Raw genomic sequence first — 25,076 nt, 5'->3', positions numbered from 1 at the left:
TTTTATTCGAAAATGTTCCCGTACTTGGTTGCGTTGGTTGAAAAAAGACATCCTCTTTTGGTTGAACACTGTTGAGTGTAATTCGCCTGTACCGATAAGGCGATTATGAGCGTAACCTGCTGGGAGAGCGTACGTGCAGGCCGACATCGAAGCTAAGTTAAATCGTGCCAATGTTGGATCTGCAGGATTCTAAAGCAGATACGTCAAAGCGCGAGTTATCTTTTGACCTTCTGGTTTTTTCAAATGTCTGAGCGCTTGCTGCGCCATAGCTCCATCAGCCGCGCATAGCTACCTGACATGGCGGCTACTGCATCGTTGTCCGACAATTCGCCTGCAAACCATCCCTCCGCCGGCGCTCCAAAGATGCTGCGTCCCACCGCGAAGCCCTTGCACAGGGGTTGGCTTGCCGCAGCGGCGAAGGCCGCGCCCAGAACCTCTTCGGGCGCCTCAAGGCCAAGCAACAGGACGCCCCGGCAGTAGGGATCGTTACGCGTGATGCCGTCGGTGATGTTATGCCATCCCTCGTCCGTATCAGGCGCTTGCAGTTTCCACCAGTCCGGATAGATTCCCAGATCGTAAAAACGTTGCATTGAGCGCGCAACGGTCGAGGCGTCCACTTTGCTTTCTTTCGGCGGGATGACTTCCAGCAGGAGTTCGTGACGGGTGACCCGGCAGGCTTCGAACAGCGATTTGACCTTGTCTTCCTGTTGCTGCCGCAGGTCGGCGGGATCGTCGGGGTGATAGAAGACAAGGCACTTCACGCAGTGCTCTGCGGGCCATTCACGCAGAGTTGCCGCGACATTGTCACCGCCCTCGAACTGAAGAGGGCGGGAGCCCGGAAGCTCGATGGGCCTGCCAATCCAGACCCCCTTGCCGGTGGCTGCATCCAGGGCGTCCTGACCCAACCGTCCGTCACAAAGGATGCCTCGGCCTCCTTCCACTGACGATGCAGCTTCTTGTGCGGCGCGCCAGGCGAGACACTTGAACCGATGGATGTCTTCCTCGGTCTTTTGGTGGCGCTGGGCGATCGCCTCCAACTGCATCCTGTGATCGAATGCAAAGGCGCAGACTTCCGGCCATTCCTTTGTTCGGTTGCTGGCCCAATGCAACTGCTCCAGGCGCGCGTCGTTGCGCAACCTGAAGTGCGGGCTGCCGACCTTGAGGAAGTCGGAGAGTTCGTCCCAACTCGGACAGGCCGGTGAACAGCCGTGCCGCGATACGGCGAAAGCGCCACAGGCATTGGCGTAGGCGCTGCAGGTTTCATAGGGTTCCTCGCGTAACCATCCACGCAGGAAACCGGCCATGAAGGCGTCGCCTGCACCCAGCACATTGAAGACTTCGATGGGAAAGCCCGGACCCTTGATTCCCTGTTCAATGTCTTCCGGGATCGCATCGGGGAAAACGACGCAGCCCATAGGGCCGCGTTTGACCACAAGGACCGCCGTCGTGATTTCACGCAGACGGCGCAACGCCGTCAAGGTGTCGGTGTCGCCGCCGGCGATGTGAATCTCTTCTTCGGTGCCGACAATCAGGTCGCAGTCCGGGACAATGGACTGTAGGTGGGCTGAGACAGCTTCGCTTGCCACGAAACGCTCTTCGCCGAGGCCGCGTCCGGTCAAACCCCAGAGCACGGGACGATAGTCGATGTCCAAAGCTACTTTGGTACCGGCCGCGCGGGCATAACGCATGGCAGTCCGGCTGGCGTTATTGACCTGAGGTGTCGAAAAATGAGTGCCGCTGACCAACAGGCACTTGGATTCCGCGATGAAAGCGGGGTCGAAGTCGGCAGGATCGATCGCCATATCCGCACAGTTTTCGCGGTAAAAGATCAGCGGGAAGGTCTCGCGATCCTGGATGCCCAGGATGACCAGCGCGGTCAGGCGGTCCTTGTCGGTCTTGAGATGGCCGGTGTCTACGCCTTCCGCTTCCAGCGTTTCACGGATGAAACGCCCCATATGCTCGTCACCGACGCGTGCCAGCATGGCCGGACGTAGGCCCAGGCGGGCGGCACCGATGCAAGTGTTGCAGGGGCTGCCGCCGACGTATTTTGCAAAACTGGCCATGTCTTCCAGCCGCCCGCCGACCTGTTCGCCGTAGAGGTCAACACCTGCGCGGCCCATGCCGATAACATCGAAACGGCGCTCAGTCATGATTGATTGCTCCCTTGACGCCACCGACCACTGCGGTGGTGGGACGCCGAATTGCGTGAAAGATCGATTGTGCGTTATGAAACAAAAATTCCATTTGACTATCAAGTGCAGAATATAAATTTTGCCAATCCGGATCGGCGCCGCACTGCGCCCGACTCCGTTGAGCCATGAAGACGACCGTCATTGGGCTTCGTCGTTGTAGTGAGAGGAAAGTTCCGTGCTTAATTTTTGCCAGTTTGGCGCCGGTAGGATCGGTTCGATCCACGCTGAGAACATTGCGCGTCACGGCGCTGCGAAGCTGCGGTACGTTGTCGATGTCAACACAACTGCAGCTCAGGCTCTCGCGCAAAAACACGGAGCTGAGGTGGTTTCCATCGAGGTGGCCTTGGCTGACCCCTTAGTTGGTGCCGTCGTCATTGCCAGTTCAACGGACACGCATGCTGATCTGATTGAGGCATCTGCAAGGGCCGGGAAGGCTATTTTCTGTGAAAAGCCGATCGATTTGACGTTGGAGCGAGTCGAAAGCTGTCTGGCTGTTGCGAAAGGCGCCGGCGTTCCTCTCGCGCTGGCCTTTAACCGCCGTTTTGATCCTAGTTTTGCGGAATTGCAAAGACGGCTGGTCGAGCGTGCAATTGGCGATGTTGAAATCATTTCGATTACCAGCCGAGACCCGGCGCCGCCGCCGGTTGCCTACATCAAGGTTTCCGGCGGCCTGTTCCGTGACATGATGATCCACGATTTTGATGTTGCACGCTGGCTTCTGGGAGAGGAACCGGTGGAGATCACGGCAACAGCAAGCTGTCTGGTCGACCCGGCGATTGCGGATGCGGGGGATGTCGACAGTGCCTTGGTCACCTTACGCACTGAGAGCGGGCGCCTGTGCCAGATCAGCAACAGCCGCCGCGCAGCCTACGGTTACGACCAGCGGATCGAAGTGCATGGCAGCAAGGGGATGCTCCGGGCGGAGAACCAGCTTCCCACCACTCTGGAGATTGCAACCGAGTCGGGGGTTTCGCATGACAAGCCGCTGTATTTTTTCCTGGAACGCTATGCGGCTGCTTACAGGGCAGAGCTTGAGGCCTTCATCGACGCCGTAACGGCAGCCGAAGCTCCAAGTCCCTGTGGCGAAGATGGTCGCAGAGCCCTCGTCTTGGCCGATGCCGCATTGCAATCTCTCCGTGAAGGCCGGACAGTCAAATTGGCGCCCTAAATCGGATGGTTGGAGGAAGTTGGCCGGGACGACGGATTGCCCAAAAGCGGCTCCGTCTAACCCGGAACTACTCTAGGCAAAGAGGTTGTCGAAATTTGTATTTTTGTCCAAGCGGTAGCCGAGACAGACGGCGAGCGACAGTGACAGGCACATGCAGGCGGAAAGCGATCGGAACGATTCCACCTGGGCTTCCTCGACTTCAAAGCAGACGTCCGATAAGGCAGCGAACGGACTTAATGGACCGTCCGTAATCGCAATGATCTTGGATCCCTGTTGTCGGGCCTGAGTGGCAATCGCCAGGGTGTCCGGTGCATAGCTTTGAAAACTCACTGCCAACAACAGATCGTTGGGCGAAATATTTTTCGCCTGTTCGGTGACCATGCCACCCACGGAATCGATCAGCGAGACCTTTCGGTCAAGGTGACTTAACGTGTAGTTGAGATAGGCGGCGACCGGAAAGGCTCGGCGCTGTCCAATGACATGGATCCATTCTGCATTGGCCAGCAGCTCGACGGCCTGCTCCAGCAGTTCCGGTCTCGTTTCCTCGCGCAGGTGGCTGAGGGCATGGGTCGCGGCCTCGGTAAAACGATCAAGTACCGTAATCGCCGACATGGGCGTGTCGCTCTGTTCTTTCAGGGCCTTGATACGTTCGCGATAACTGGGTTGCCGTTCGGTCAGCCGGGCCCGAAACACCCGCTGCATAGTGCTGAAGCCGTCATAGCCAAATGCCTTTGCGAAGCGGATCAGGCTCGAGGGCTGAACATTGGCGCGTTCGGCGATGACTGAGACGGTCTCCAACGCCATGTCGTTGGGATTCGCAAGAGCGAACTCGGCGATCTGGCGCAGTCGCTTGCTCAGAAGATCATGCCGCGTGGAGATGACTGTGCGCAGATCTTCGTAATTGGAAGGGAGAGCCGATGGAGCCATTAGAATTTGGAGCCGATCAAATAGAATGATTTTTCTAAATTAGTGGAATAAATGGACTTACGCCAGCATCGGCGGTTCGAAGCGATTTGGCTCGCTGCTAGAAAGATAAAATTTTATTTAAAAACAATTGGATAAAAACGCGATCTTAAAGTTTTTGCATCAACCTCCGTCCTTGTAGGAGTGCGGCTCCTGCATTGAATGAAACGGGATCGCAGGAAGCGGCCGGTTGACATGCGTTTAATTTCGATTGCCTTCGTTTTGGGTGCGCTTTTAGCGGCACCGGCCTCAGCGACGTCCTATTCGGACGACTATTGGCGGACTTCGGACACTCTGACCAAGCGTTTCATCTGCACCAGCCATGGCGCCACGCCGGACTGGTGCGAAGATCTGCCCGGCCGGGTGGAAGTGCCCAAGTCGATCGCGGGTGTCCTGGCGCAACGGCAACATCAGGCCGCTGAACGTGCTGCCATCGCAAAGGCTGCCGCTGAAGTGATCGCGGCGCGCGAGGGTGTGATTACGCGAATCAAGGCGGGCCTTGTTGATCCGAAGGATGTCGAGAAGCTCATTGAGCAGGCCAAGGCCGGCGAGAACGAGGCTATGGAGTTGATCGCCTGGATGTATGCCCAAGGCCTGGCGCCAAAGACGGACGATGAGGAAGAGCTGAACGAGTTGGCTTACATTTGGTACGGCAAGGCCTATCTTGCGGGGGCGAAAGAAGTCAAAGAGAACATGGATAAGATTTGGCCGACGCTCAACGAGACCCAGCAGAACAGGATTGTGGCAATGTTCGATAGAAGGGGTTAGGAGCTTTCCAGCGTTAACTCTCCGCGTCGCTTTTCTCTATCGTTAGTTCCGCCAAGCTTTCCCCGACCAGAGCCTGCAAGGGGCCGGCGAGTCCACCGGCCGAAGCCATCACCAGCGACCCCTGTACCAGTCCCTCGTTGGCGAGCGTATCGTTTGCCCAACCACCGGCTTCCGTGATCATCAGGATACCGGCACTGGAATCCCAGGAGTTCATGTGAGGTTCGAAGAAGGCGTTGAGCCGGCCACAGGCTACATAGGCGAGGGTCAAGGCGCCCGAACCGTTGCGGTAGAACATACCGCCCGCGATCAGGAGTTTCTCCAGCAAAACAACGATATCCTGTGGTGTGGCGCGGTGGGAAAAGCTGAAACCGGTCATGCCGTTTGTGAAGTCACTGGCTGCACTGGTGGCCATCCGCTGTCCGTTCAGATAGGCGCCCTGACCGCGGGATGCCGAAAAGAGCTCGTCTGTGTTCGGATCATAGATAACGCCAATTTCGATTCTGTTGTCCCTGACAAAGGCGATGGAAACACACCAGGTCGGAATTCCGACGACGAAGCAGGCCGTTCCGTCGATCGGATCGACAACCCAGGTGCCGCTGTCCGAATCGAGCCCGGAAGGTTCGGTCTCCTCGCCGAAAAAACCATCCTCGGGAAAGGCCGCAGAGAGACGTTCGCGGATCAACAGCTCAGTTTCGACATCGGCCTGACTGAACATGTCCTGCAGACCCTTACCCTTGATCTTCAGGCTGTCGCGGTCAGCAAAGTAGGAAAGGGCATGCTTGCCGGCTTCCTGTGCGATGTCACAGGCAATCTGTAACCGTCGTTCATTGGGATTTGTTGTCATTCACCTGGAACTTTGAAGCAGGGGGTAAGAGACGCACCCATGAAACCACATGAGCGTTGTGCTTGATACCGATCTCTCGGCAGCGCACTGCAGTGCCTCTGCGCGGCGTGAGCTCCATCCTATATTACATTTATATGACAAAAATATTGCATTGTGTTTGGAAACGATATTCCCTTCTTGGAGGATTGTGGAAAATCAGTTCCGCAATCCGCGCACCAAAGTCGCCCTTGGTCGATAGGTCCTGTAAGGCGGCGAGGTGATAATAAGCGGTGACAAAGATTTCACGCAAGCAATTGAAATCAAGTTCAAACCGTCGAACAGGGAGACAGAAATATGACCGGGACAACAAGCAAAAACCAGTGGGTTTTCGGCGCCGCCGCCGCTGCGTTGGTAACGTTTTCAGCACTTGGAACCTCAACCGCCTTTGCTGCCGATAAACTGACCTACTATTGCTCGGCACAAGAAGACTGGTGCCAGTTGATGGTCCAGGCCTTCGAAAAAGAGACGGGCATCAAGGTTGCCATGAGCCGCAAAAGCTCCGGCGAGACCTTTGCACAGATCAAAGCGGAAGGGCGGAACCCCAAGGGAGACATCTGGTGGGGCGGTACCGGCGATCCGCATCTTCAGGCAGCCGAAGAAGGCTTGACCGAAGCCTACGTTTCTCCGATGCGCGGCGAACTTCACGACTGGGCTATCAGCCAGGCAGCTTCGGCCAGCGACAAGACGATCGGTATCTATGCCGGTGCGCTGGGTTACGGCTACAACACTGAGCTGCTGAAAGAAAAGGGGCTTCCTGAGCCAACAAGCTGGAAGGATCTGACGGACCCGGTCTACAAGGGTGAAGTTCAGATGGCCAATCCGAATTCTTCGGGAACGGCCTACACGACGCTTGCCACCATTGTGCAGCTGTTTGGTGAAGAAGAGGGCTTCGCGTTTATGAAGGCCTTGCACAAGAACATCAACCAGTACACCAAGTCCGGCTCCGCGCCGATCAAAGCTGCGGCACGCGGCGAGACCACCATCGGCATTGTCTTCATGCATGACGCTGTGAAACAGGCGGTCAGCGGTTTTCCGATCAACGTCGTCGCACCGGCCGAGGGCACCGGTTACGAAATCGGCTCGATGAGCATTATCAAGGGTGCCCGGAATCCTGAGAGCGCAAAGAAGTTTTACGACTGGGCTCTGAAGGCTGGCGTGCAATCGCGTTCTCTCGAGGTCAAGGCCTATCAGGTCATGTCCAATCTGGCGGCTGAATCCTCACCGAGCGCACCAAAGTTGGATCAGATCAAGCTGATCGATTACGACTTCAAAAAGTACGGGTCTTCGGCTGAGCGCAAGCGCCTTCTGAAGAAGTGGGATGACGAAGTAAAATCTCTGCCGCGTTGATGTTCCTGCTAAGGGCTCATCTCGGTAATTTTTGAGAGTTTGTCTCCCGGATGAACAGAACCGTTGCTCTATGGCTGGCCGTGGGCTGGCTCGGTTACGCGATCCTGCCATGGTACGCCATAGAGGACGGCTTCTGGATCTTCGAGTGGTTGTTGGACGGCTATCCGCTCGACAGCGACTATGCGCCCGGTATTTTGCAGGCCTTCGTCGACGACAAAATCTGGCTGGCACCGATCAGCCTGTTTCTTCTCTTGCCGCTAGGGTTGTTCGGCCGGGCCAAGAACGACCCTCTCTTTGCCAATCTTCTTCTGATATCGGGGGTCGGCGGACTCGCTTATGTCGGGCTCCAAGGCTTTTCAATCGGCATTTCCGGTTGGGAGTATGCGACTCTTGAGGCTCTGTTCGGCGCCTTGGGACAACGCCAGTTTGGCTTAGGCTACGGCGCTCTGTTGACCTGCGCCGCCTTCCTGTTCTTTCTGACTCAGGGCATTGCGGCGCGCGGTGCGATCAACGGTGATGTTTTCGTTGTTGGATCGATCGGTCTGGTCATTGCTCTCGTTGGCATCTTCATCCTGTTTCCAGTTATCCAAATTCTTTTGAGCGCATTGAAAGACGAAGCGGGGCTTTATGCACCCAACGTTTTTCTCTCTAAACTGTTCGACAAAAAAATCTGGGGCCTGGGCTGTCTGGGCAGCAATGTCTCCTGTGGCGCCGCCTGGAACTCGTTGTTTCTGGCCGTCACGGTCGGGGCGGGAACCACGACCCTTGGCCTGGCATTTGCGCTGGTGGTAACGCGGACCGGATTTAGGGCCAAAAAACTGCTGCGCGCGTTGACCGTCCTGCCAATCATCACGCCACCTTTCGTGATTGGTCTGGCCATAATCCTGTTGTTCGGGCGTTCTGGCAGCGTCACGCAGTTTGCCAGCGATCTCTTCGATATTCCGGCCGGCCGCTGGATCTACGGGTTTCCAGGTGTGTGGTTCGCCCAAATGCTGGCCTTTACGCCCATTGCATTCCTGGTGTTGATCGGCGTGGTTGAAGGGGTCAGCCCCTCGATGGAGGAAGCGGCGCAAACCCTGCGCGCCAATCGTTGGAAAACCTTCACCTCGATCTCGTTGCCCTTGATGCGGCCGGGACTCGCCAACGCCTTTCTGCTGGGGTTCATCGAAAGCATGGCGGATTTCGGCAACCCTCTTGTTCTTGGTGGCAACTTCGACGTGCTCTCGACCGAGATCTTCTTTGCCATCGTCGGTGCGCAGAACGATCAGGGCCGCGCGGCGGTTTTGGCCATTGTCCTGCTTGGATTCACGCTGTCGGCCTTTTATGCACAGCGCCGTTGGCTCGGCAAAAAGTCCTACACGACGGTGACCGGCAAAGGAGATTCCGGAACCCATCCCTATCTGCCAAAACGCCTGTCCTGGCTGGTTTATGGCACGGCCGTTCCCTGGGCGCTTTTGACGATCGTCATCTACGCGATGATCGTCTTCGGTGGTTTTGTGGAAACCTGGGGCAGGGACCATAGCCTGACCCTGCGCCACTACATCTCCGCCTTTTCGGTGTCCTCCGGTGAAGATGGATTGCTTTGGACCGGCTCGGCCTGGAATTCCTTTGGTACCACAATGGTGATTGCCGGCGTTTCAGCGCCGCTGACGGCTGCGATTGGCCTTGTGACCGCGTACCTGCTCGTCCGGCAGAGATTCGCCGGCAAGAATGCCTTTGAGTTTGGAACCATGCTGAGCTTCGCCATCCCTGGAACCGTGATCGGCGTAAGTTATGTCCTGGCCTTTAACATTCCGCCGATCGAGTTGACAGGAACAGGCGTGATCCTGGTGATCTGTTTCATCTTCCGGAACATGCCGGTTGGGGTGCGGGCGGGCATTGCATCTATGAGTCAACTCGACAAAAGTCTGGACGAGGCTTCACTCACCCTCGGTGCCACGAGCTTTATGACTGTCCGCAAAGTGATCTTGCCTCTGTTGCGGCCGGCGATCGTGGCCGCGCTCGTCTATAGCTTCGTTCGGGCGATTACGGCAATCAGCGCCGTGATCTTCCTGGTCAGCGCAAATTACGACATGGCGACCTCCTACATCATCGGACGGGTCGAGAATAACGATTATGGATTGGCCATCGCCTATTCGTCGGTGCTGATTTTGGTCATGCTGGCGGCGATTTCCCTCGTACAGCTGGCCGTCGGCGAGCGCCGGATCAGGCGCCGGAGCGAAACTGGAGATGGAGCAATGCCCACGGCGGGGAGCACGGCAGCATGAGTATTGCGAGCAAAGCGGCATCGGTGACCTTCGATGCCGTCACCAAGGCATTCGGTCCGGTGGTCGCGGTGGATCAGGTATCTTTTCGTGTCGGTGCCGGGTCTCTTGTCACTCTGCTGGGGCCGAGCGGCTGCGGTAAAACAACGACCTTACGGATGATTGCCGGTCTGGAGATGGCGACCGAGGGGCGTATTCTGATCGGGGATCAGGATGTGACGTCGTTACCGGCGACGGACCGGGATGTCAGTATGGTGTTTCAATCTTACGCCCTCTTTCCTCACATGACGGTCATCGAGAATGTCTCCTATGGTCTGCGGGTCAGTGGCTTGCCGAAGTCGGCGGCGAGCGAACAGGCCCATGACGGCTTGGCCCTTGTCGGTTTGAAAGGCTACGGAGACCGCTTGCCCAGCGAACTTTCGGGTGGGCAACAGCAGCGTGTCGCGGTGGCGCGCGCTCTGGTTCTGGAACCTCAAGTGTTGCTTTTCGATGAACCGCTGTCGAACTTGGATGCGAAACTTCGCCGCCGTGTGCGTGAAGAAATCCGCGACATTCAGCAAAACCTCGGACTGACGTCGGTCTACGTCACCCATGACCAGGAAGAAGCGCTGGCGGTTTCGGACCGGATCATCGTGATGAACAATGCCCGTATAGCGCAAGAGGGTTCGCCGCGTGAATTGTACGAGGAGCCGGCAGATCTTTTCGTTGCCGACTTTATCGGTGACGCCAATCTTGTTGATGCCGAAATTCTGTCTGTGGAAGACGCCGTGGCAAGCGTATTGATCGGCGATCTTGAACTTTCGCTGCCCAGCCGGGGGCTGTCGAAAGGGCCGGCGCGGGTGGCCATTCGTCCCCAAGCCATAAGCCTCAGTGAAAGTGCCACAGGGGGAGGGATGCAAGGAATTGTGCGCAAGTCGTCCTACTTGGGCAGCCACATCGAATATACGATCGAGACTGCGATCGGTGAGCTGTTTGTGATTGACGGCCGGGTCGCGCAAGCCATCGCTCAGGACAGCGATGTCTCAGTGGAATTGTCGCAACAGGGCGTGACCTTGGTTCGGAGCACGGAATCTGCACTTTAATGCTGGCAAGGTTCCGGAATTGAACCGGTAACACCAATAGATTGGACAAGCCTGGACTGATTGTGAAAAATCGCGGCGCGCTGACTGCTTTTGGGAGGCGGCTTATGATCGAGTGTCCGGGAACCTACAATTTTGAAATATCCTCAACTTCCACCGGTATTTAACCTGAAGCCATTGGCACCAGGACAGGATCCCTTCGAAGCGGCTGTGGCTGCGGCGCGAGCAGGAAACGGCGAAGCGGGTGATTTTCATTGGTCACAGCGCCTGGATCGAATCGAACTGGCGGTTGTTCTGGAGCCCGACACGCCGCCGGCCGATTCCCTGACCATGCTGCCCCTGGCCATGGTTGCCTTTGGTGATGCCCTGGGTGCCGTTGCCCCACCAGTGGTGGCGGTGCATTTCCGCTGGCCGGATTGCGTCGATGTCAATGGCGGCTTTGTTGGTGGTTTTCGCACAGCTATGGCCGACAGGTCCAACGGTGAGGATGTTCCGGACTGGCTGGTGATTGGGTTCGGCATTGCCGTCCAAATGGATCTGACCGACGACGCTCCAGGCCGGACGGTTCACCAGACGACACTTTATGACGAGGGCTGCGGCGAGGTAACCGTCGACGACCTGACCGAGAGCTTCGCCCGCCATTTTCTGACCTGGATCAATCGTTGGCAGGATGAAGGGTTCGAGCCGGTTCGTCTGGCTTGGCTTGCGCGACTGAAACAGCCTGAAGGCACGAGTGGTGCGCTGAAGTTGAAAATCGATTCTCTGGGCGGATTGCAATGCGAAGGCTCGGCAACGAGAGACTTGTCCGATGTCCTGAATGGCCCAAGCTGGATAGCTTCATAGGATGGCTGGGAGCAGTTTGCGCTTCCCGCGCACGATACGTTTGGACCAATCCGATCTCTCGGTCTTTGAGTTGGCTGCTGAGCCAGGCGAATGGGCTGTATCTGGCGCCTTTGCTTTTGCCGGGTTGGCCGAAGCGGACCTGCACGGAAAAACACGGCAAGCCTTTGCACACGGTTTTCTTGGTCTCGGCAGTTTTGGCCGTTCCACACTTGTGGTGGTCACCGAGATTGATGCCGCGACCTATAACCGGTTGATCGATGCGCTGGCGCAGCATTTCATCGATCATTTCGGCGCGCCCGACCTTTCGGCCGCGCGGCCGGTCGCCGAGGAAGAAGCTGCCTTCGCAGCGAGCCTGTGCGATCATCCGATCAACACGCTGTTGGCGGTATCGCGGGAGTTGGAGGAGCGGGGGATTGTCGAGTCCTTTCGGGTGATAGCACCTGAAACACCCAAGTCGCACACCAAAATCTGGGAAATCGTCGAGACAAAGGATAATGAGAGCTGAGATGGAACAGCAAGATCAAGGATCCGCTGCAGGTACGCAGCCCCCGCGACAGGACGACTTCTGGCTGACCAGCGGATATCATCTGCTCCGCCGGGGAGAAGACAGCCGGCTTTATGTCACCAACGACTATCTCCGCGCTTTCTTCATGCGCCCGGAAATGCAGATCGTCGAGGAATCCTGCGAGTCTGAGCGGGCGCTTCACGCGCGTCTAATGGATGATCCGCGCCACGGCGTCTCAGAGGCGCGGTTGGGCGAGCTGCAGGACCCCGACGCCCAGGACAATTACCGGATTGTTCTGGGGTTCCGAGATCTGCTCGTTGCCGAAAAGACCCTTGAAGCCGCCTATCTCAAGATTTTTCGAAGCGGCGTCACGGTGCCACCGCTGTTTATCGATCAGATGGCGCATGCCATCCTGCGTGGTCTTCTCGAAGCGCAAAACGATGCTATTCGCGCACGATCCGCTGAGCTGCTGTTCCGCAGCCAGAAGGTCAGCATCCAGGACAGCGGAATCATGCTGGCGGACGAGGAAATCGTCGAGATGTATTCGCGGGATGGTGGCTTCGGCTCGCTTGGGAAGTTGCTGGCGGATAATGCCACACCCATGCGTTCGGTCGAGCTGGATATCCTGAATAGCGAAAATACGCAGATCTATTGGGCACGCAGCGACAGCTTCGACACCGTAATCGACGTCAGTTTCACACGCCCCGGACTGGATGCGCTTTGCCGCGTGCTGGAAGCCTGGGTCGGGCATTTCCTCTCGGTCGAAGTTACCATCTACCCGGTTCAGCAGATCAGCGACCCCAAATGGTCCTGGCACATCGGGCTTGATGCCGAGGCGAACCTGATCCTCAACGACCTCTACAACGGTGAGGAAATCGACGAAGCCCGGAATGCGCGCCTGCTCAGTCTGTTCCGGCTTGAGTTTAAACAACCGGGTGATATGAGGGCTGATCTCGTAGGGAAACCGGTCTACCTGGGAATGGCGATGTCCAGCGGCGAGGTGCTTAAGATGAAGCCGCAGAATCTGTTGATGAACCTACCGATTGCACGTGCAGTCTAGAGTTATTTCAAACGTTTATGGGTTGATATTCGCGGAACGATTGAGAGAGATGTTTAGAGAACTGCAGGCCGCCCAACAATTTCACCGGCGTCGGGCAGATCCGCAAAAACGGAATCGCTGAGCCATGTCGACACGTTTCCCGTCAAGGCGCGTGGGCCCGTAATGGTCAGCAGGCCGGCGACTTTGGCTTTTCGGTATGTTATCTCGCCAATCCAAACTTCGGTCATGACTCTGACTGTCGTGTTGAAGTGAACATCGACGTCTTTTCCGGGGTCAGTCGTGCAGACATCGACCTCATCCCCTTCAACGACGATCCACCAATCGGACAGGTCATCGATGTCGGAAAAATGAAACTTGATGACGTTCTCCCCACCCGGCAGCTTTGCTGGCAGAATGCTGCGTTCTAGATACAGCATCAGCAGCTCAACGTCGTAATCCGACTCAGTCATGTTGGTGCGGGCCCACTGCATGCCCCAGCCACCGAGTGACAGCAGAATAGGCAAAAGCTGCTTGCAGGATTCCGTCGGGTGATACTCGTAACCTCGCTGACCGGAAATGCGTTTTCGGTAAACCAGACCACGCTCGTCCAGCATAGCCAGCCGCTTGCTGAGAATAGTTGGTGAAATTAGTCCCAGACCGCGCTGAAGCTCGTTGAACCGGCAGCTTCCCATCAGAAGTTCGCGCACGATCAGGATCGTCCACTTCTCTCCAAGTATCTCCGAGGCCTTGGCAATTGGGCAAAACTGACCGTATTCCATTCCGTGGATTCCCGTAACTCCAGAAACTGTAGCGAGATGCTCCCTAATCTATAGCGCATCCCTTTCGTTTGCGCAGTATCTCCGACCGGCCCATCGCCGTATCTCTGATTTTGCCAGGACGCAATGGGCGTCCGGGCAGCCAGAAATCAGATATGGAGGCCGATATGGCTCGATTTAACGTTCACACGCCCGAAACGGCACCCGCTCCAAGCGTTGATATCCTGAAAGCGCTTGAAGAGACGATCGGATTTATCCCCAACGTTTTTGCCGTCATAGCTGGCACGCCGGTCGTTCTAGAGGCGTTCGCGATGCTTAATCAAAAATTCTCGGATGCCTCTCTGACAGAGACGGAGCGCGAGGTTCTTCAGATGGCTGTGAGTGTTGAAAATCTCTGTGGCTACTGCGTCGCGGGCCACACGGCTTTTGCCTTAAACCACGGTGTTCCGGCGCAGACGGTCAGAGCCCTCAGGAGGGAGGATATTCTGACGGATGAAAGACTGAATGCTCTTGCCGTATTTGCGCGTGCCGTTGTCGTTGCAAAGGGTCGGATTGGTGATGCGGAACTGCACCGGTTTCTTGCTGCAGGCTTCAAGATGGAGCAGGTGCAGGAAGTCGTTCTCGGGATTTGCGTAAAGACCTTCAGCAACCTGATCAGCAATCTGCTCGACGTTCCGCTCGACGATGCATTTCAGACGCACCGCTGGCAGCCTTCTGGTGCGCTGCAAAACGCCGAGTGATCCGCACTGGCAACCTCCGCACTGGCAACCTCCGCACTGGCAACCTCCGCACTGGCAACCTCCGCACTGGCAGCCTCTGAACTGTTTGGTCGAACCGAATATTCTTTATCTCGCGAATTGGCCCGATAGAGCACACCGATACATTAAGGAAACACTATGTGGCCCGACGGACGTCTGCGGCGCTTGTTCAAACTTGACGCCCCCATAATTCAGGCCCCCATGGCCGGATCAAGCAGCCTCGATATGGCGATTGCTGTCAGCGAAGCGGGAGGACTTGGCTCCCTGGCTTGTGCCCTTCAGGATGCCGCAACATTGGAAAGGACGCTCGATGACGCGCGGTCGAAGACCGGAAGGTCCTTCAACGTCAATTTCTTTGCCCATCAAAGCCCTGCAGTTGACTCTGAGGCGGATGCAGCTTGGTTGAACCGGCTCGCACCCTACTACGAGGAACTGTTGGAGCAACCGCCGTCGGATCTCTCGCAGACTCCCGTCAGGCCATTTGATTCAGAGCGCTGCAGTGTCATCGAGCAATTTCGTCCGAAGGTGGTTAGCTTCCATTTTGGCTTGCCGGCGATCGTGCTCGTGGAGCGGCTGAAGGCGGCCGGTGTCAAGGTCATAAGCACCGCAACGACGGTTGAAGAAGCGCTTTGGCTGGAGGCACAGGGCTGCGACGCGATCATTGCACAGGGGTACGAAGCGGGCGGTCACAGAGGTATGTTTCTCAGTCGCGAACTCCACACCCAGATCGGAACCATGGCATTGGTGCCGCAGGTCGTCGACGCTGTCGATATTCCGGTCATAGCGGCGGGTGGTATTGCAGATGGCCGGGGCATCTGCGCGGCAATTGCTCTTGGTGCATCTGGCGTGCAGCTGGGAACCGCTTACCTGCAAACTGAAGAAGCTCAGATCAGCAGCGTTTATCGCGAAGCGCTGACATCGGCTCAAGCACATGAGACATCACTGACCGACGTCGTTTCCGGTCGCCCGACCCGCTGTCTCATGAACCGCGTTATTCGCGAGTTGGGGCCTATTTCCAATGATGCTCCAGAATTTCCCAAGGGTTTTACGGCCATGTCGCCCTTGCGGATGAAGGCCGAAGGCGAGGGGCGCTGCGATTTCAGTGCGCATTACTGTGGCCAGGCTGCTGCGCTGGGGGCGGCGGAATTGTCAGCCCGGCTGACCGGTAAACTAATCGCAGAAAGTATCGCTCGCATGAAATGGATGGCTGGGCGGGAAGACGAAACAGTGCCTGAATGCAGATGAGCGTGACTTCAGATCGCCAACGACCTGTACGTGTAATTTTTTCGTGCCTCATCTATCGGGCGAAATCTGCCTTACAGTGCATTGGAAATTATACGTCTACTAGCGTATACTGATCGATCTGTTGTGTCCGTTTCGATACAAGGGGCAAGACCACGTCGCAGATTACTTGAAGTATTTAGCTCAGGTATGTTGGGGGCTCGGCATGTTTGGACATCTCTTTTTTAGAGCCGATGGAATATCCGGTGCGTCCGCCGTGTTTGGTATTCGGAAGTAGGGCGCAAGGAACAGACGATGCCAAGCATGCGAATGCAGCTTTTCGGTGGATTCCGATTTGAGACGGAAGAAGGGCGCGCGATAGCCGTTTCGGCTAAGAAAGCGCGCGCGCTTTTGAGCTACCTCGCGCTGGCGCAGGGCATGCCGCAGTCGCGCGACATGCTGGCCTCGTTGCTTTGGAGCAACAGCGGAGACGCGCAAGCCCGATCAAGCCTGCGGCAAGCTTTGATGACGATCCGAAAGGCGTTGCCTTCTGAACAGGCTGAAGCCTTGCAGGCCGACAGTGAATTCGTGACGTTGAGCGGCGATGCGGTCTGGGTTGATGCCTGCGAATTCCAACACCTCGTCCAGGATGACACGATCGAAAACCTGACACAGGCCATTTCGATCTACCGCGGTGAACTTCTGAAAAATTTGACCGTCACTGCGCCGGAGTTTGAGGAGTGGCTGTCCACCGAACAAAGGCGATATCGGCAAATGACACTGGGTGCAATGGAGCGCCTGACCGATCGTCTTATCAGAGAGGGACAGTTGGAAAGGGCCGCTGAGGCCGCCGCGCGCCTGGTGGCATTCGATCCCTTGAACGAAGAGGGGCACCGAAAACTCATCGCTCTCCTGGCCGATCAGGGAAAGTTGAACGAAGCCCTGCGTCAGTATCAGATTTGCCTGAGTATGCTGCGTAAGGAGCTTGATGTAGCGCCTACCGCGGAAACGGAGCAGTTGCATCAAAGCATTCTCGAACGCCGCCGGTTTTCCGGTAAGACCTGGGATGGACAGGAGCGTAGAGCGTCCTCCAAAGACGCAGAACTGCCCGCCCCGCCAGTTGATACGGCCAAAGCCATTGATCCAATGGTTCCCGATGGCCGGGACGTGGCGGCTGATGCCAAGGAGAATACCGTTGAACCCAAGGGTTCTGCACCGGCGACGGAACTGCGGCACGTCGCCGTTGTCTTTGCGGATCTGTCGAATTTCACCGTTCTTGCCGGCCAGCTCTGGGCGGAAGACATGCATAAGCTGCTCAATCGCTATTTCGAGGTTACCGACGAGGTCATTGCCCAATTCGGCGGCACAATCGACAAGCATATGGGCGACAACGTCATGGCGCTCTTTGGCGCCCCTACAGCTCACAGTGATGATCCCGAGCGCGCAGTAAGGGCCGCGATCGAGATCCGGCAAAGGATTACGGCGCTTTCGGAGGAAGTCGGTCACGAATTGAAGGTTCACGTCGGTATCGCGAGCGGACAGGTCATCGCGAGCACGACGGGCAGCAGATTGCATCGCGCGTATACGGTCATCGGAGAATCCGTCAACCTCGCAGCCCGCCTGCAGGATCTTGCGGGGCCTTCGGAAATTGTCGTTTCAGACAGCTTCTATCAGTCGGTTGCCCATATCGTGCAAGGGGAAGCCCTGGATGGTCTTTCTATCCAGGGGATCCCGCACGAGACCAGGGCCTGGCGCCTTATGACATTTCGCCCGGAAAAGGACGAGGCCGATGAGACGAAATTCGTAGGCCGGGAATTCGAGCTGGACCAATTTACCAGTGTCGCAAAGAGCTGTGCCCAGTCCGGCAAAGGCCGGGTGGTCTATCTGCGCGGCGAGGCAGGGATAGGCAAAAGCCGGCTCTTAGGCGAGTTTCAGCGTGTGGCGGGTGCAGATGGCTACGAACTCCATGCCGGATTGCTTCAGGATTTCGGTGCGGAGCGTGGCCGTGGCGCCTTGAAAAGCATCACCCTATCGTTGCTTGATCTGCCCTGGGGTGCCGAAGCATCGGATGTCGAGCAGGTTTTTGACGATGCCGTCGTCAAGGGCTGGTTGCCGCAGGATTCCCTGTTTTTTCTATACGACATTTTGGACCTCCAGCAGCCCGCCAAGTTGGAGTCTCTCCAGGACTCGATGGAAAACTCGACGCGTCTGAGCAGCAAGATTCAACTTCTGTCGAGCCTGATCGAACGACGCAGTCTGGAGCGGCCGCTGCTGGTCCTGATTGATGACATCCATTGGGCGGATTCGCGGACGCTTGCAATTCTTGCCGGCGTTGCGGCGGAGATACGTGATTCTTCCGTGCTGCTGGTCATGACTTCGCGCGTAATCGAGGATCCTCTCGACCGGAGTTGGCGGATGGCCGCGCAGGGTGTGCCTTTGACGACATTGGATCTGATGCCGCTCTCCAGCGAAGAATGTGCACAGTTGTCGCGCCAGTATCTGAAGGTTGATGAGGCCTATTCCAAAGCCTGTATTGATCGTTCAGAGGGCAACCCTTTGTTCCTGGATCAGTTACTGCGCGCCTACGGACATGAAACCAAGGAGCTGCCGGGGTCCATCCAGTCGATTGTACTCGCGCGTCTGGACGTTCTGTCGGCGGAAGAAAAACGGGCACTGAATGTTGCTTCGGTTCTGGGACAGCGCTTCGTGCTCGGCGATTTAAGGGAGATCATCGGAGACCCGGATTACGACTGTGCGACTCTCGCAGACTTGGCCATTCTCCGTCCTGAAGACGGCGACCGTTTCGGGTTCTGCCATGCCTTGATTCATGAAGCCATTTACGGCGCGATCCTAAAGTCGGAACGCAATCAGATGCATACCGAGGCATCGAAGCTGTTCAAGGATCAGAACATCGTTCTCTACGCGGATCATCTGGATAGGGCGGCAAGCCCCGATGCGGCCACAGCATTGTTGCAGGCAGCCCGAATTTCTGCCGGAAAGTATCATTTCGGCACGGCGCTTGAGCTGGCGTCCCGCGGCCTGGAATGTTCCCAAGACCGGAACGTGAGTTATGACCTGTCGCTGCTGAGCGGTTTTCTGCTGCGGGCGCCGGGGAGTGTCGGCAAATCTGTCGAAATGTACGAAGGTGCTCTCGCTTTTTCCGAGACAGATGAAGAGAAATGCAAAGCCTGGACCGGCATGGCGGAAGGACTGAGGCTTTTGAACGAGTTTGACCGGGCCTTAGAGGTTTTGGAAAAGGCTGAACAGGCGGCATTGAGTTACGATGACGACCGCAGTCTGGCCCGGATCTACTCCTTGACCGGCAGTGTGTATTTCCCGATGGGACGGCTCGACGATTGTCTCGAAGCCCATGAAGAGGCCATTGCGGCCGCCCGCCGCAGCGGGTCGACGCTTGATGAAGCGCGCGCGCTCAGCGGTTTGGGTGATGCCTACTATCAGCGCGGCTTCTTCAAGACCGCCTACCAGTATTTCAACAAGTGCATCGATCTGTGCGAGCGGGAAAATGTGCGCGAACTACTTTGCGTCAACCTGCCGATGCGGGGCGTCGTTGCCTTCTATTTGCTGGACTTGGAGCGGACGAGCGAAGATTCGCTTCAGGCGGTGGAAATTGCACTCAAGGTCAATAACTATCGGGCCGAGATGCTCGCACATCTAACCATCGGGCCGATGATGCTCTACGCCGATAATCCGGCCAGCGCCTATGAACATGCTGAGCGGGGCCTGACCTTGGCACGCCAACTCGGTTCGCCGGTTTTCGAGGCTGAGAGTCTGATGCACAAGGCTCAGGCACTTACCAGAATGGGGCAGTTGGAGAATACCGAAGATCGTCTCTTAAAGGCCTATCGGATTGCTTCAGAAGCGCAAAAAACATACGGCGCTCCATGGATACTCTCGGCACTTGCCGTGGAAACCGATGATGTCGCGCTGAGAAAATGGGCATTGGCCGAGGGGGAAGCGCTGTTGACCGAAGGCTGCGTCAGCCACAACTATCTACACTTCTATCAGAATGCGATCGACGCAGCGTTGGATTCCGGCGACTGGGATGAGGCCGACCGTTATGCCGCATCACTGGAAGGCTATTCGAACCGCACGGAGCCCACGCCCTGGAGTGCTTATTACGTAGCACGGGGGCGCGCTCTGTCAGACTTCGGTCGCGGTCTGCGCGACGGCGGGGAGTTGGAGAGCCTGCGGGAGCTGAGCGAGGATGCGGAACGGATCGGGCTTAGATCCGCCATCCCGCGGTTACAGGCCGCCCTCGCCGAAGCCGGCGTCTTGAGCGATGCGGCTGTCTGATAGCATTCTCGGCCTGACGAGTTGCAATTCCGGTAGAGGTGATCTGCGGAGGGGGTTAACCGCCGGTGACGCTCATGTGACGGCCAACGGCCGGCTGCTTATGGTCCCGGTCAATGATGAAATCATGACCTTTGGGTTTGCGCGTGATGGCTTCGCGGATCGCGGCTTCGAGAACCGCGTCATCGTCGCTTTCCCGCAGGGGAATGCGCAGGTCGGCCGCATCTTCCTGCCCTAGGCACATGTAAAGCATGCCGGTGCAGGTTAAGCGGACCCTGTTGCAGCTTTCGCAGAAGTTATGGGTCATCGGTGTAATGAAACCGATCTTTTGTCCAGTCTCCATGACCTCGACGTAGCGGGCGGGGCCACCGGTCTTATGGTCGCTTTCGTTCAGCGTCCATTTTTCCTCGATACCGGCGCGCAACTGAGTGAGTGGCAGGTACTGGTCCACGCGCTCCACGCTGCCGATGTCGCCCATGGGCATGACTTCGATAAACGTGAGATCGAAACCTTCGTCGCCGCACCATGAAATCAGGCGGTCGATTTCGTCGTCGTTGACGCCTTTCAGCGCCACGGTGTTGATTTTAACTTTCAGCCCGGCCTGTTTGGCGGCTTGAAGGCCGGCCATGACCTTGTCGAACTTGCCCCACCGCGTGATGGCGGCGAACTTATGGGGATCGAGCGTGTCGAGAGAAACATTAATGCGGCGCACACCGAGATCCGCCATTTCATCCGCAAAACGGGTCAACTGGCTACCATTGGTCGTGACCGTCAATTCTTCCAGCTCGCCGCTCTTCAGGTGGCGCGAAAGCCCTCTGAAGAGGTGCATGATGTCGCGTCGTACCAGCGGCTCACCACCGGTCAGCCGGAGCTTCTTTACGCCGAGCCGCACGAATGTTGAGCTCAGGCGTTCCAGCTCTTCCAGGCTCAGGACCTCGGATTTCGGCAAAAATGACATGTCTTCCGACATGCAGTAGGCGCAGCGGAAGTCGCAGCGGTCGGTTACCGAAATACGCAGATAGTTAATCGTGCGTTGGAAAGGATCAATTAATGGCGCCGACAAGGTGTGCTCCCGTACTCTGCGCTTTTCCGCGCTTAACTTCGGCATTTTAACGAATATTTACAAGGAGTCTATGCCTTGAAAAGACCAAACTGTTCTCGCCCGGCAAGGCTGTGGAAGGGTGGGCTAACTTAGCCGCGAGACTGCGGTAAACGCCGTAGAACCTCGATTCCCTTACCGCCTGTCTCGCGCCGGACCCGCTCGTCGATGTCCTTCCAGGGTTCGATTGTCACGAACATATGATGTCCGGATGCGTGCACCACCGTCTCCTGGTCCAATACAATGGCGACGTGGCCCGGCCAGTAGATCAAATCGCCGCGCCGCATGGAAAAGTTGCCGTCTTCTCCGGGAATTTCCATCCCGACGGTCTTGGCCTGCATGTAAGTATCGCGCGGACAGGCCAATCCACTGCGCATGAGCGAAACCTGCACCAGTCCGGAGCAATCGATCCCCAGACTGCCCTTGCCGCCCCAAAGGTAGGGCATTTCAAGGAACCGTAGTGCCGTGGTGACGAAATCGGGCACATGACTGTCGATTTGCATCAAGTGATCGGAGTAAATCCAGCCTCCGATCGATATCAAACTAAATCCTTGATATCGATCAGTAACTTCTACCAAGGCCGCCATGGATAACTGTGTCATTGGCGGCGTTTTGATGTTGGGTTCGGGGTAAACAAAGCTCCGAACGACACTTAGGCAATGTGTTATTTCCGTGACGGAGGTCGTAAGGGCCGTGCGTTCCACATAGCCGACGTAACCGTCAATTTCGCTCTGAACCCAGGCATAACCGTCAGCTTCGTCATAGATCTGCACCGTCTCGCCGGCGAGCAGCTGGCTGTCTTGCGGACTGTCAGCGCTTGGAGCCCGGCGCAACGCGGCGCCACAGCGCACGACCTGCGCCTGCCTGCCGGACACGAATCGCCGCCCGGCAATCTTGCCTTCCAAATAGCTGGCGGCAAGGTCCTCGCGATAGCAATTGACCCTGGGGTCGAGTTTGGGATCTACAACAACTGACATAACAGTATTTTTTCCATACGCCCTCAATATTTCCCTAATTTTACCTCTTTCTCTACTTTCTGTAATGAAAATTCGGTTTTCCGGCCGATGTATTTCTACCGATAGTCCCTCTGAGGCAACGTTTCTTGTCGTTGATGCAAATTTGCATCAATGTAACTTGCGCTGGCAGCGTTCGCTTGTGCGGTCGAGGGCGTCTGTGATCTCATTGCGGCTTCAGTCATTGCCTGGTTGTTTGTGTCGCCGATTCAGACCAGACGAGCAGGAAAGAGGAGTAAGGTGCTTGAAGGGTAGTCATTCCTCAGGCGAGCAGGTCGAAGCGAACAAAAACCGAAAGCCGGGTCCCGAACAGACCGCCGCGAGAGGGCGAGCCAAGCTTAAGGATCCCGCCCTTTTGAATGAGTTTCTCGTGCGGCCCGATCCTGCCGACCCCCGCCTGACGGAACGGATTTCCGGTATCGACCAGGATGGCAACGCAATTGAGACTACGGTCGTGGTCGAGCGTCCGCTGACTCTGTTCCTGAACGGTCAGGAAATTGTCACGATGATGACAATCAACGATTATCCCGACTATCTGGCGGTCGGTTATCTGCTGAACCAGAACATGCTTCGGTCCGATGACGTTATCACGGCAATAGACTACGACGAGGAGTTGGAGCTTGTTGTGGTGCGCACCGAGCGGGAAACCGATTACGAAGAAAAGCTGAAGAAAAAGACCCGGACTTCGGGTTGTGCCCAAGGCACGGTTTTCGGCGATCTGATGGAAAAGTTCGAAGACGTAAAATTGCCCGGCGATGCAATGCTTAAGACCTCCTGGCTCAACAGTCTCAACCGCAAGATCAACTCGGTGCCGAGCCTTTATCTGGAGGCGGGAGCCATTCATGGCTGTGCCCTTTGCATCAAGGACCGGCCGCTACTCTATATGGAGGATGTCGGTCGCCATAACGCCGTGGATAAGATTGCCGGCTATATGTTCCTGAAGGGGATCGAGGCGCACGACAAGATATTCTACACGACCGGCCGCCTGACTTCGGAGATGGTCATCAAAACCGTCCAGATGGGCATTCCGATTCTGGTTTCGCGATCCGGCTTTACCGCGTGGGGTGTGGATCTGGCGCGGCAGGCCGGATTGACCTTGATCGGCCGTTCAAAGGGTAAACGTTTTCTCGCGCTGTCAGGGCAGGACCGGATCGAGCATGATTTCGATAACGCCGGCTCAGACGACGAAGACAAACGCCATCAACGCAAGTCGAGCCGCGATGACCATGCCTCCTGAAATGGCCGCTTCTCAGAAAAAACCAGCCTCAGTGGCTGGAATCATCCTTGCCGGTGGCCAGTCCAGGCGTATGGGGGGCGGTGACAAATGCCTGCGGCCTTTGGGCGGCAAAGCCATCCTTTCTCAGATCATCGAACGCGCAGAGTCTCAAGCCCGGCCTCTGGTTCTGAACGCCAACGGCGATCCGGCACGCTTCGCCAGCTACGGCCTGCCGATTGCTGCGGATGTGATCGAAGGCTTTGCCGGACCCCTTGCGGGTATATTGACCGGGATGGATTGGGTTGCCGCCCAGGCACCCGAAGCTGATTGGATGGCGAGCTTTGCCAGTGACGCGCCATTCTTTCCCAAAGACATGGTCGTGCGCATGCTGACGGCAACCGATGAGGCGCGCGCCAGTTTGGCCTGCGCCGAATCCAACGGCCGCAGCCATCCGGTATTCGGTCTCTGGTCGATGTCGCTTCGGGAGGACCTGAGGAAAGCTGTTGTCGAAGAAGGTTTACGTAAAGTCGATCTCTGGACCGCCCGGCATCGCCTTATCCCGGTTCAGTTTGATTTGATTGAAACAGGGCAGGGGCCGCTCGATCCCTTTTTCAACACCAACCGCCCTGATGATCTTGTTCAGGCCGAGGCTTTCGCCGAAATCGCAGGAATTTGAGCCTGGTCGATGACAAAATCTGGCTGACAGGATTTTTGGGAATGTCGAGCCGGCGATGGGTGAGCAGAGAGGCTTGACGGCATCAACAGTGCATTGGCGATTGGCAGAATTTACAGCATTCCCTTCAAGAAATGCCACCTGTACTGATGCGCGGTGATCTTGCGAACGCTCAACAGCAATCTGCACCATGCCCGATGCGGGGCCATGGTTGCCGAGTGAGGCGCTGCGAATAAGCAGGCGCTTGTTAGTTGAGGTCCGCGTCAAACGACCTGATAGATAAAGAAAAAGCCGCGGATGTGGGGCTCGCCGACGGTATAGGCGCGAACGGGCTCGGTTTTCTCAACCAGCTTCCACCTGCCAGCGGCGGTGAGCTCTTCCTGTTTCTGTTGGAAACCCTTATCCCGATAGACGTTGTCGCGGACGGTAAAGATAATGTACCCGCCGGGCCGCGTGACCCGGATCAATTCGTCGAAGCTGGATGTCGGCGCATGGCCCTCGGTAAAGACGCCGGTCGAGATGACACCTTCAAAGCAATTGTCTTCGAACCCCAAGGCATCGCCGAGCTTCATCCGTTCCAGATGTTTGTAGGCACCAAGAGGCACTGCTCGGTCCAGCATCTTCTGAGAGAGATCGATGGCGGTCAGGTTGCGGTAGCCGAGAATGGCGAGACTTTCGCCACCAAGCCCCGTTCCGGCGCCGGCATCCAGGATTGGTGCGTCGAGCGATTGTATATAGCGGGCCACGAAACCTGCCACCAGAAAGGGGAAGCGATAGCCGCCAGCGGCAGTATCGGCATCGTAACTGTCCGACCATTTGTCGTACTCGGCCTCCAGCGCGGCTTCGTCGCCGGTCTCATAGATGCTTGCAAGTGGGGTTTCGCTGGTTCCGTCTGCCATGTGATTTGATCCAGTTGAAAGTTCCCTCAGCTTACTGCAGCCAGTGCTGTGATGAAACT

General features: G+C 56.8%; 20 protein-coding genes. 13 read left to right on the top strand and 7 right to left on the bottom strand.

What is annotated here, in order from left to right:
* Positions 1-239: 239 nt before the first annotated feature.
* Positions 240-2,150: a 5-dehydro-2-deoxygluconokinase gene (iolC, locus tag QMZ18_RS28690; protein WP_282609832.1), complete on the bottom strand. Its 1,911-nt coding sequence runs from the start codon at positions 2,148-2,150 to the stop codon at positions 240-242.
* A 217-nt stretch (positions 2,151-2,367) separates the two neighbouring features.
* Here iolC and iolG point away from each other — a divergent pair, with 217 nt between their 5' ends.
* Positions 2,368-3,360, top strand: a complete 993-nt coding sequence (gene iolG / locus QMZ18_RS28685; protein ID WP_282609831.1) for an inositol 2-dehydrogenase — start codon at positions 2,368-2,370, stop codon at positions 3,358-3,360.
* Positions 3,361-3,432: 72 nt separating this feature from the next.
* Here the strand turns inward: iolG and QMZ18_RS28680 are convergent, their stop codons facing one another.
* A complete protein-coding gene (locus tag QMZ18_RS28680) occupies positions 3,433-4,287 on the bottom strand; it encodes a MurR/RpiR family transcriptional regulator (RefSeq protein ID WP_282609830.1) in 855 nt (284 codons plus the stop codon).
* Between the two features lie 231 nt (positions 4,288-4,518).
* Between QMZ18_RS28680 and QMZ18_RS28675 the strand changes: the two genes are divergently transcribed.
* Complete coding sequence (locus QMZ18_RS28675; protein ID WP_282609829.1) at positions 4,519-5,091, top strand: hypothetical protein; 573 nt, start codon at positions 4,519-4,521, stop codon at positions 5,089-5,091.
* Between the two features lie 13 nt (positions 5,092-5,104).
* On the opposite strand, the gene QMZ18_RS28670 is transcribed toward QMZ18_RS28675, so the two are convergent.
* Positions 5,105-5,935: an inositol monophosphatase gene (locus QMZ18_RS28670; RefSeq protein ID WP_282609828.1), complete on the bottom strand. Its 831-nt coding sequence runs from the start codon at positions 5,933-5,935 to the stop codon at positions 5,105-5,107.
* A gap of 333 nt (positions 5,936-6,268) precedes the next feature.
* On the opposite strand from QMZ18_RS28670, the gene QMZ18_RS28665 reads away from it, so the two are divergent.
* From QMZ18_RS28665 to QMZ18_RS28640, 6 genes are all read left to right on the top strand, one after another.
* The gene (locus QMZ18_RS28665; protein ID WP_282609827.1) at positions 6,269-7,321 is read left to right on the top strand and encodes an ABC transporter substrate-binding protein; all 1,053 of its coding nucleotides are present in this window, start codon (positions 6,269-6,271) and stop codon (positions 7,319-7,321) included.
* A gap of 50 nt (positions 7,322-7,371) precedes the next feature.
* On the top strand, positions 7,372-9,588 hold the full coding sequence (locus tag QMZ18_RS28660; protein ID WP_282609826.1) for an iron ABC transporter permease: 2,217 nt from the start codon (positions 7,372-7,374) through the stop codon (positions 9,586-9,588).
* A complete protein-coding gene (locus QMZ18_RS28655; protein ID WP_282609825.1) occupies positions 9,585-10,667 on the top strand; it encodes an ABC transporter ATP-binding protein in 1,083 nt (360 codons plus the stop codon). Before QMZ18_RS28660 ends, QMZ18_RS28655 begins: the two co-directional genes overlap by 4 nt.
* 132 nt (positions 10,668-10,799) lie before the next feature.
* Entirely contained in the window at positions 10,800-11,507 is a 708-nt protein-coding gene (locus QMZ18_RS28650) for a biotin/lipoate--protein ligase family protein (RefSeq protein ID WP_282609824.1), read from the top strand.
* Position 11,508: 1 nt separating this feature from the next.
* Complete coding sequence (locus tag QMZ18_RS28645) at positions 11,509-12,012, top strand: DUF6505 family protein (RefSeq protein ID WP_282609823.1); 504 nt, start codon at positions 11,509-11,511, stop codon at positions 12,010-12,012.
* A 1-nt stretch (position 12,013) separates the two neighbouring features.
* Positions 12,014-13,072 carry a DUF6352 family protein gene (locus QMZ18_RS28640; RefSeq protein WP_282609822.1) on the top strand — a complete coding sequence of 353 codons (1,059 nt, stop codon included), beginning with the start codon at positions 12,014-12,016 and terminating at the stop codon, positions 13,070-13,072.
* A 53-nt stretch (positions 13,073-13,125) separates the two neighbouring features.
* Here QMZ18_RS28640 and QMZ18_RS28635 read toward each other — a convergent pair whose 3' ends face one another.
* The gene (locus tag QMZ18_RS28635; protein ID WP_282609821.1) at positions 13,126-13,830 is read right to left on the bottom strand and encodes a helix-turn-helix domain-containing protein; all 705 of its coding nucleotides are present in this window, start codon (positions 13,828-13,830) and stop codon (positions 13,126-13,128) included.
* A gap of 164 nt (positions 13,831-13,994) precedes the next feature.
* Here QMZ18_RS28635 and QMZ18_RS28630 point away from each other — a divergent pair, with 164 nt between their 5' ends.
* From QMZ18_RS28630 to QMZ18_RS28620, 3 genes are all read left to right on the top strand, one after another.
* Positions 13,995-14,567 (top strand): carboxymuconolactone decarboxylase family protein, encoded by a 573-nt coding sequence (locus QMZ18_RS28630; RefSeq protein WP_282609820.1) that lies wholly within the window; start codon positions 13,995-13,997, stop codon positions 14,565-14,567.
* A 156-nt stretch (positions 14,568-14,723) separates the two neighbouring features.
* A complete protein-coding gene (locus QMZ18_RS28625; protein ID WP_282609819.1) occupies positions 14,724-15,830 on the top strand; it encodes a nitronate monooxygenase family protein in 1,107 nt (368 codons plus the stop codon).
* Between the two features lie 291 nt (positions 15,831-16,121).
* Positions 16,122-20,120 (top strand): adenylate/guanylate cyclase domain-containing protein, encoded by a 3,999-nt coding sequence (locus tag QMZ18_RS28620; protein ID WP_282609818.1) that lies wholly within the window; start codon positions 16,122-16,124, stop codon positions 20,118-20,120.
* Positions 20,121-20,175: 55 nt separating this feature from the next.
* Here QMZ18_RS28620 and moaA read toward each other — a convergent pair whose 3' ends face one another.
* Positions 20,176-21,180, bottom strand: coding sequence for a GTP 3',8-cyclase MoaA (moaA, locus tag QMZ18_RS28615; RefSeq protein WP_322097379.1), 1,005 nt, complete (start codon positions 21,178-21,180; stop codon positions 20,176-20,178).
* A gap of 128 nt (positions 21,181-21,308) precedes the next feature.
* The gene (locus tag QMZ18_RS28610; RefSeq protein ID WP_282609816.1) at positions 21,309-22,193 is read right to left on the bottom strand and encodes a C40 family peptidase; all 885 of its coding nucleotides are present in this window, start codon (positions 22,191-22,193) and stop codon (positions 21,309-21,311) included.
* A 391-nt stretch (positions 22,194-22,584) separates the two neighbouring features.
* On the opposite strand from QMZ18_RS28610, the gene fdhD reads away from it, so the two are divergent.
* Both fdhD and mobA read left to right on the top strand, forming a co-directional pair.
* Positions 22,585-23,466, top strand: a complete 882-nt coding sequence (gene fdhD / locus QMZ18_RS28605; protein ID WP_282609999.1) for a formate dehydrogenase accessory sulfurtransferase FdhD — start codon at positions 22,585-22,587, stop codon at positions 23,464-23,466.
* Positions 23,450-24,121, top strand: coding sequence for a molybdenum cofactor guanylyltransferase MobA (gene mobA / locus QMZ18_RS28600; RefSeq protein WP_282609815.1), 672 nt, complete (start codon positions 23,450-23,452; stop codon positions 24,119-24,121). The genes fdhD and mobA overlap by 17 nt, the downstream gene beginning before the upstream one ends.
* A gap of 260 nt (positions 24,122-24,381) precedes the next feature.
* On the opposite strand, the gene QMZ18_RS28595 is transcribed toward mobA, so the two are convergent.
* On the bottom strand, positions 24,382-25,017 hold the full coding sequence (locus QMZ18_RS28595; RefSeq protein WP_282609814.1) for a class I SAM-dependent methyltransferase: 636 nt from the start codon (positions 25,015-25,017) through the stop codon (positions 24,382-24,384).
* Positions 25,018-25,076: the final 59 nt, after the last annotated feature.

It is taken from the genome of Pelagibius sp. Alg239-R121 (assembly GCF_947331435.1).
Lineage (GTDB): Bacteria > Pseudomonadota > Alphaproteobacteria > Kiloniellales > Kiloniellaceae > Denitrobaculum.
Note: the sequence above shows the minus strand (reverse complement) of the source record. Positions and strands in the feature narration are given on the sequence as shown.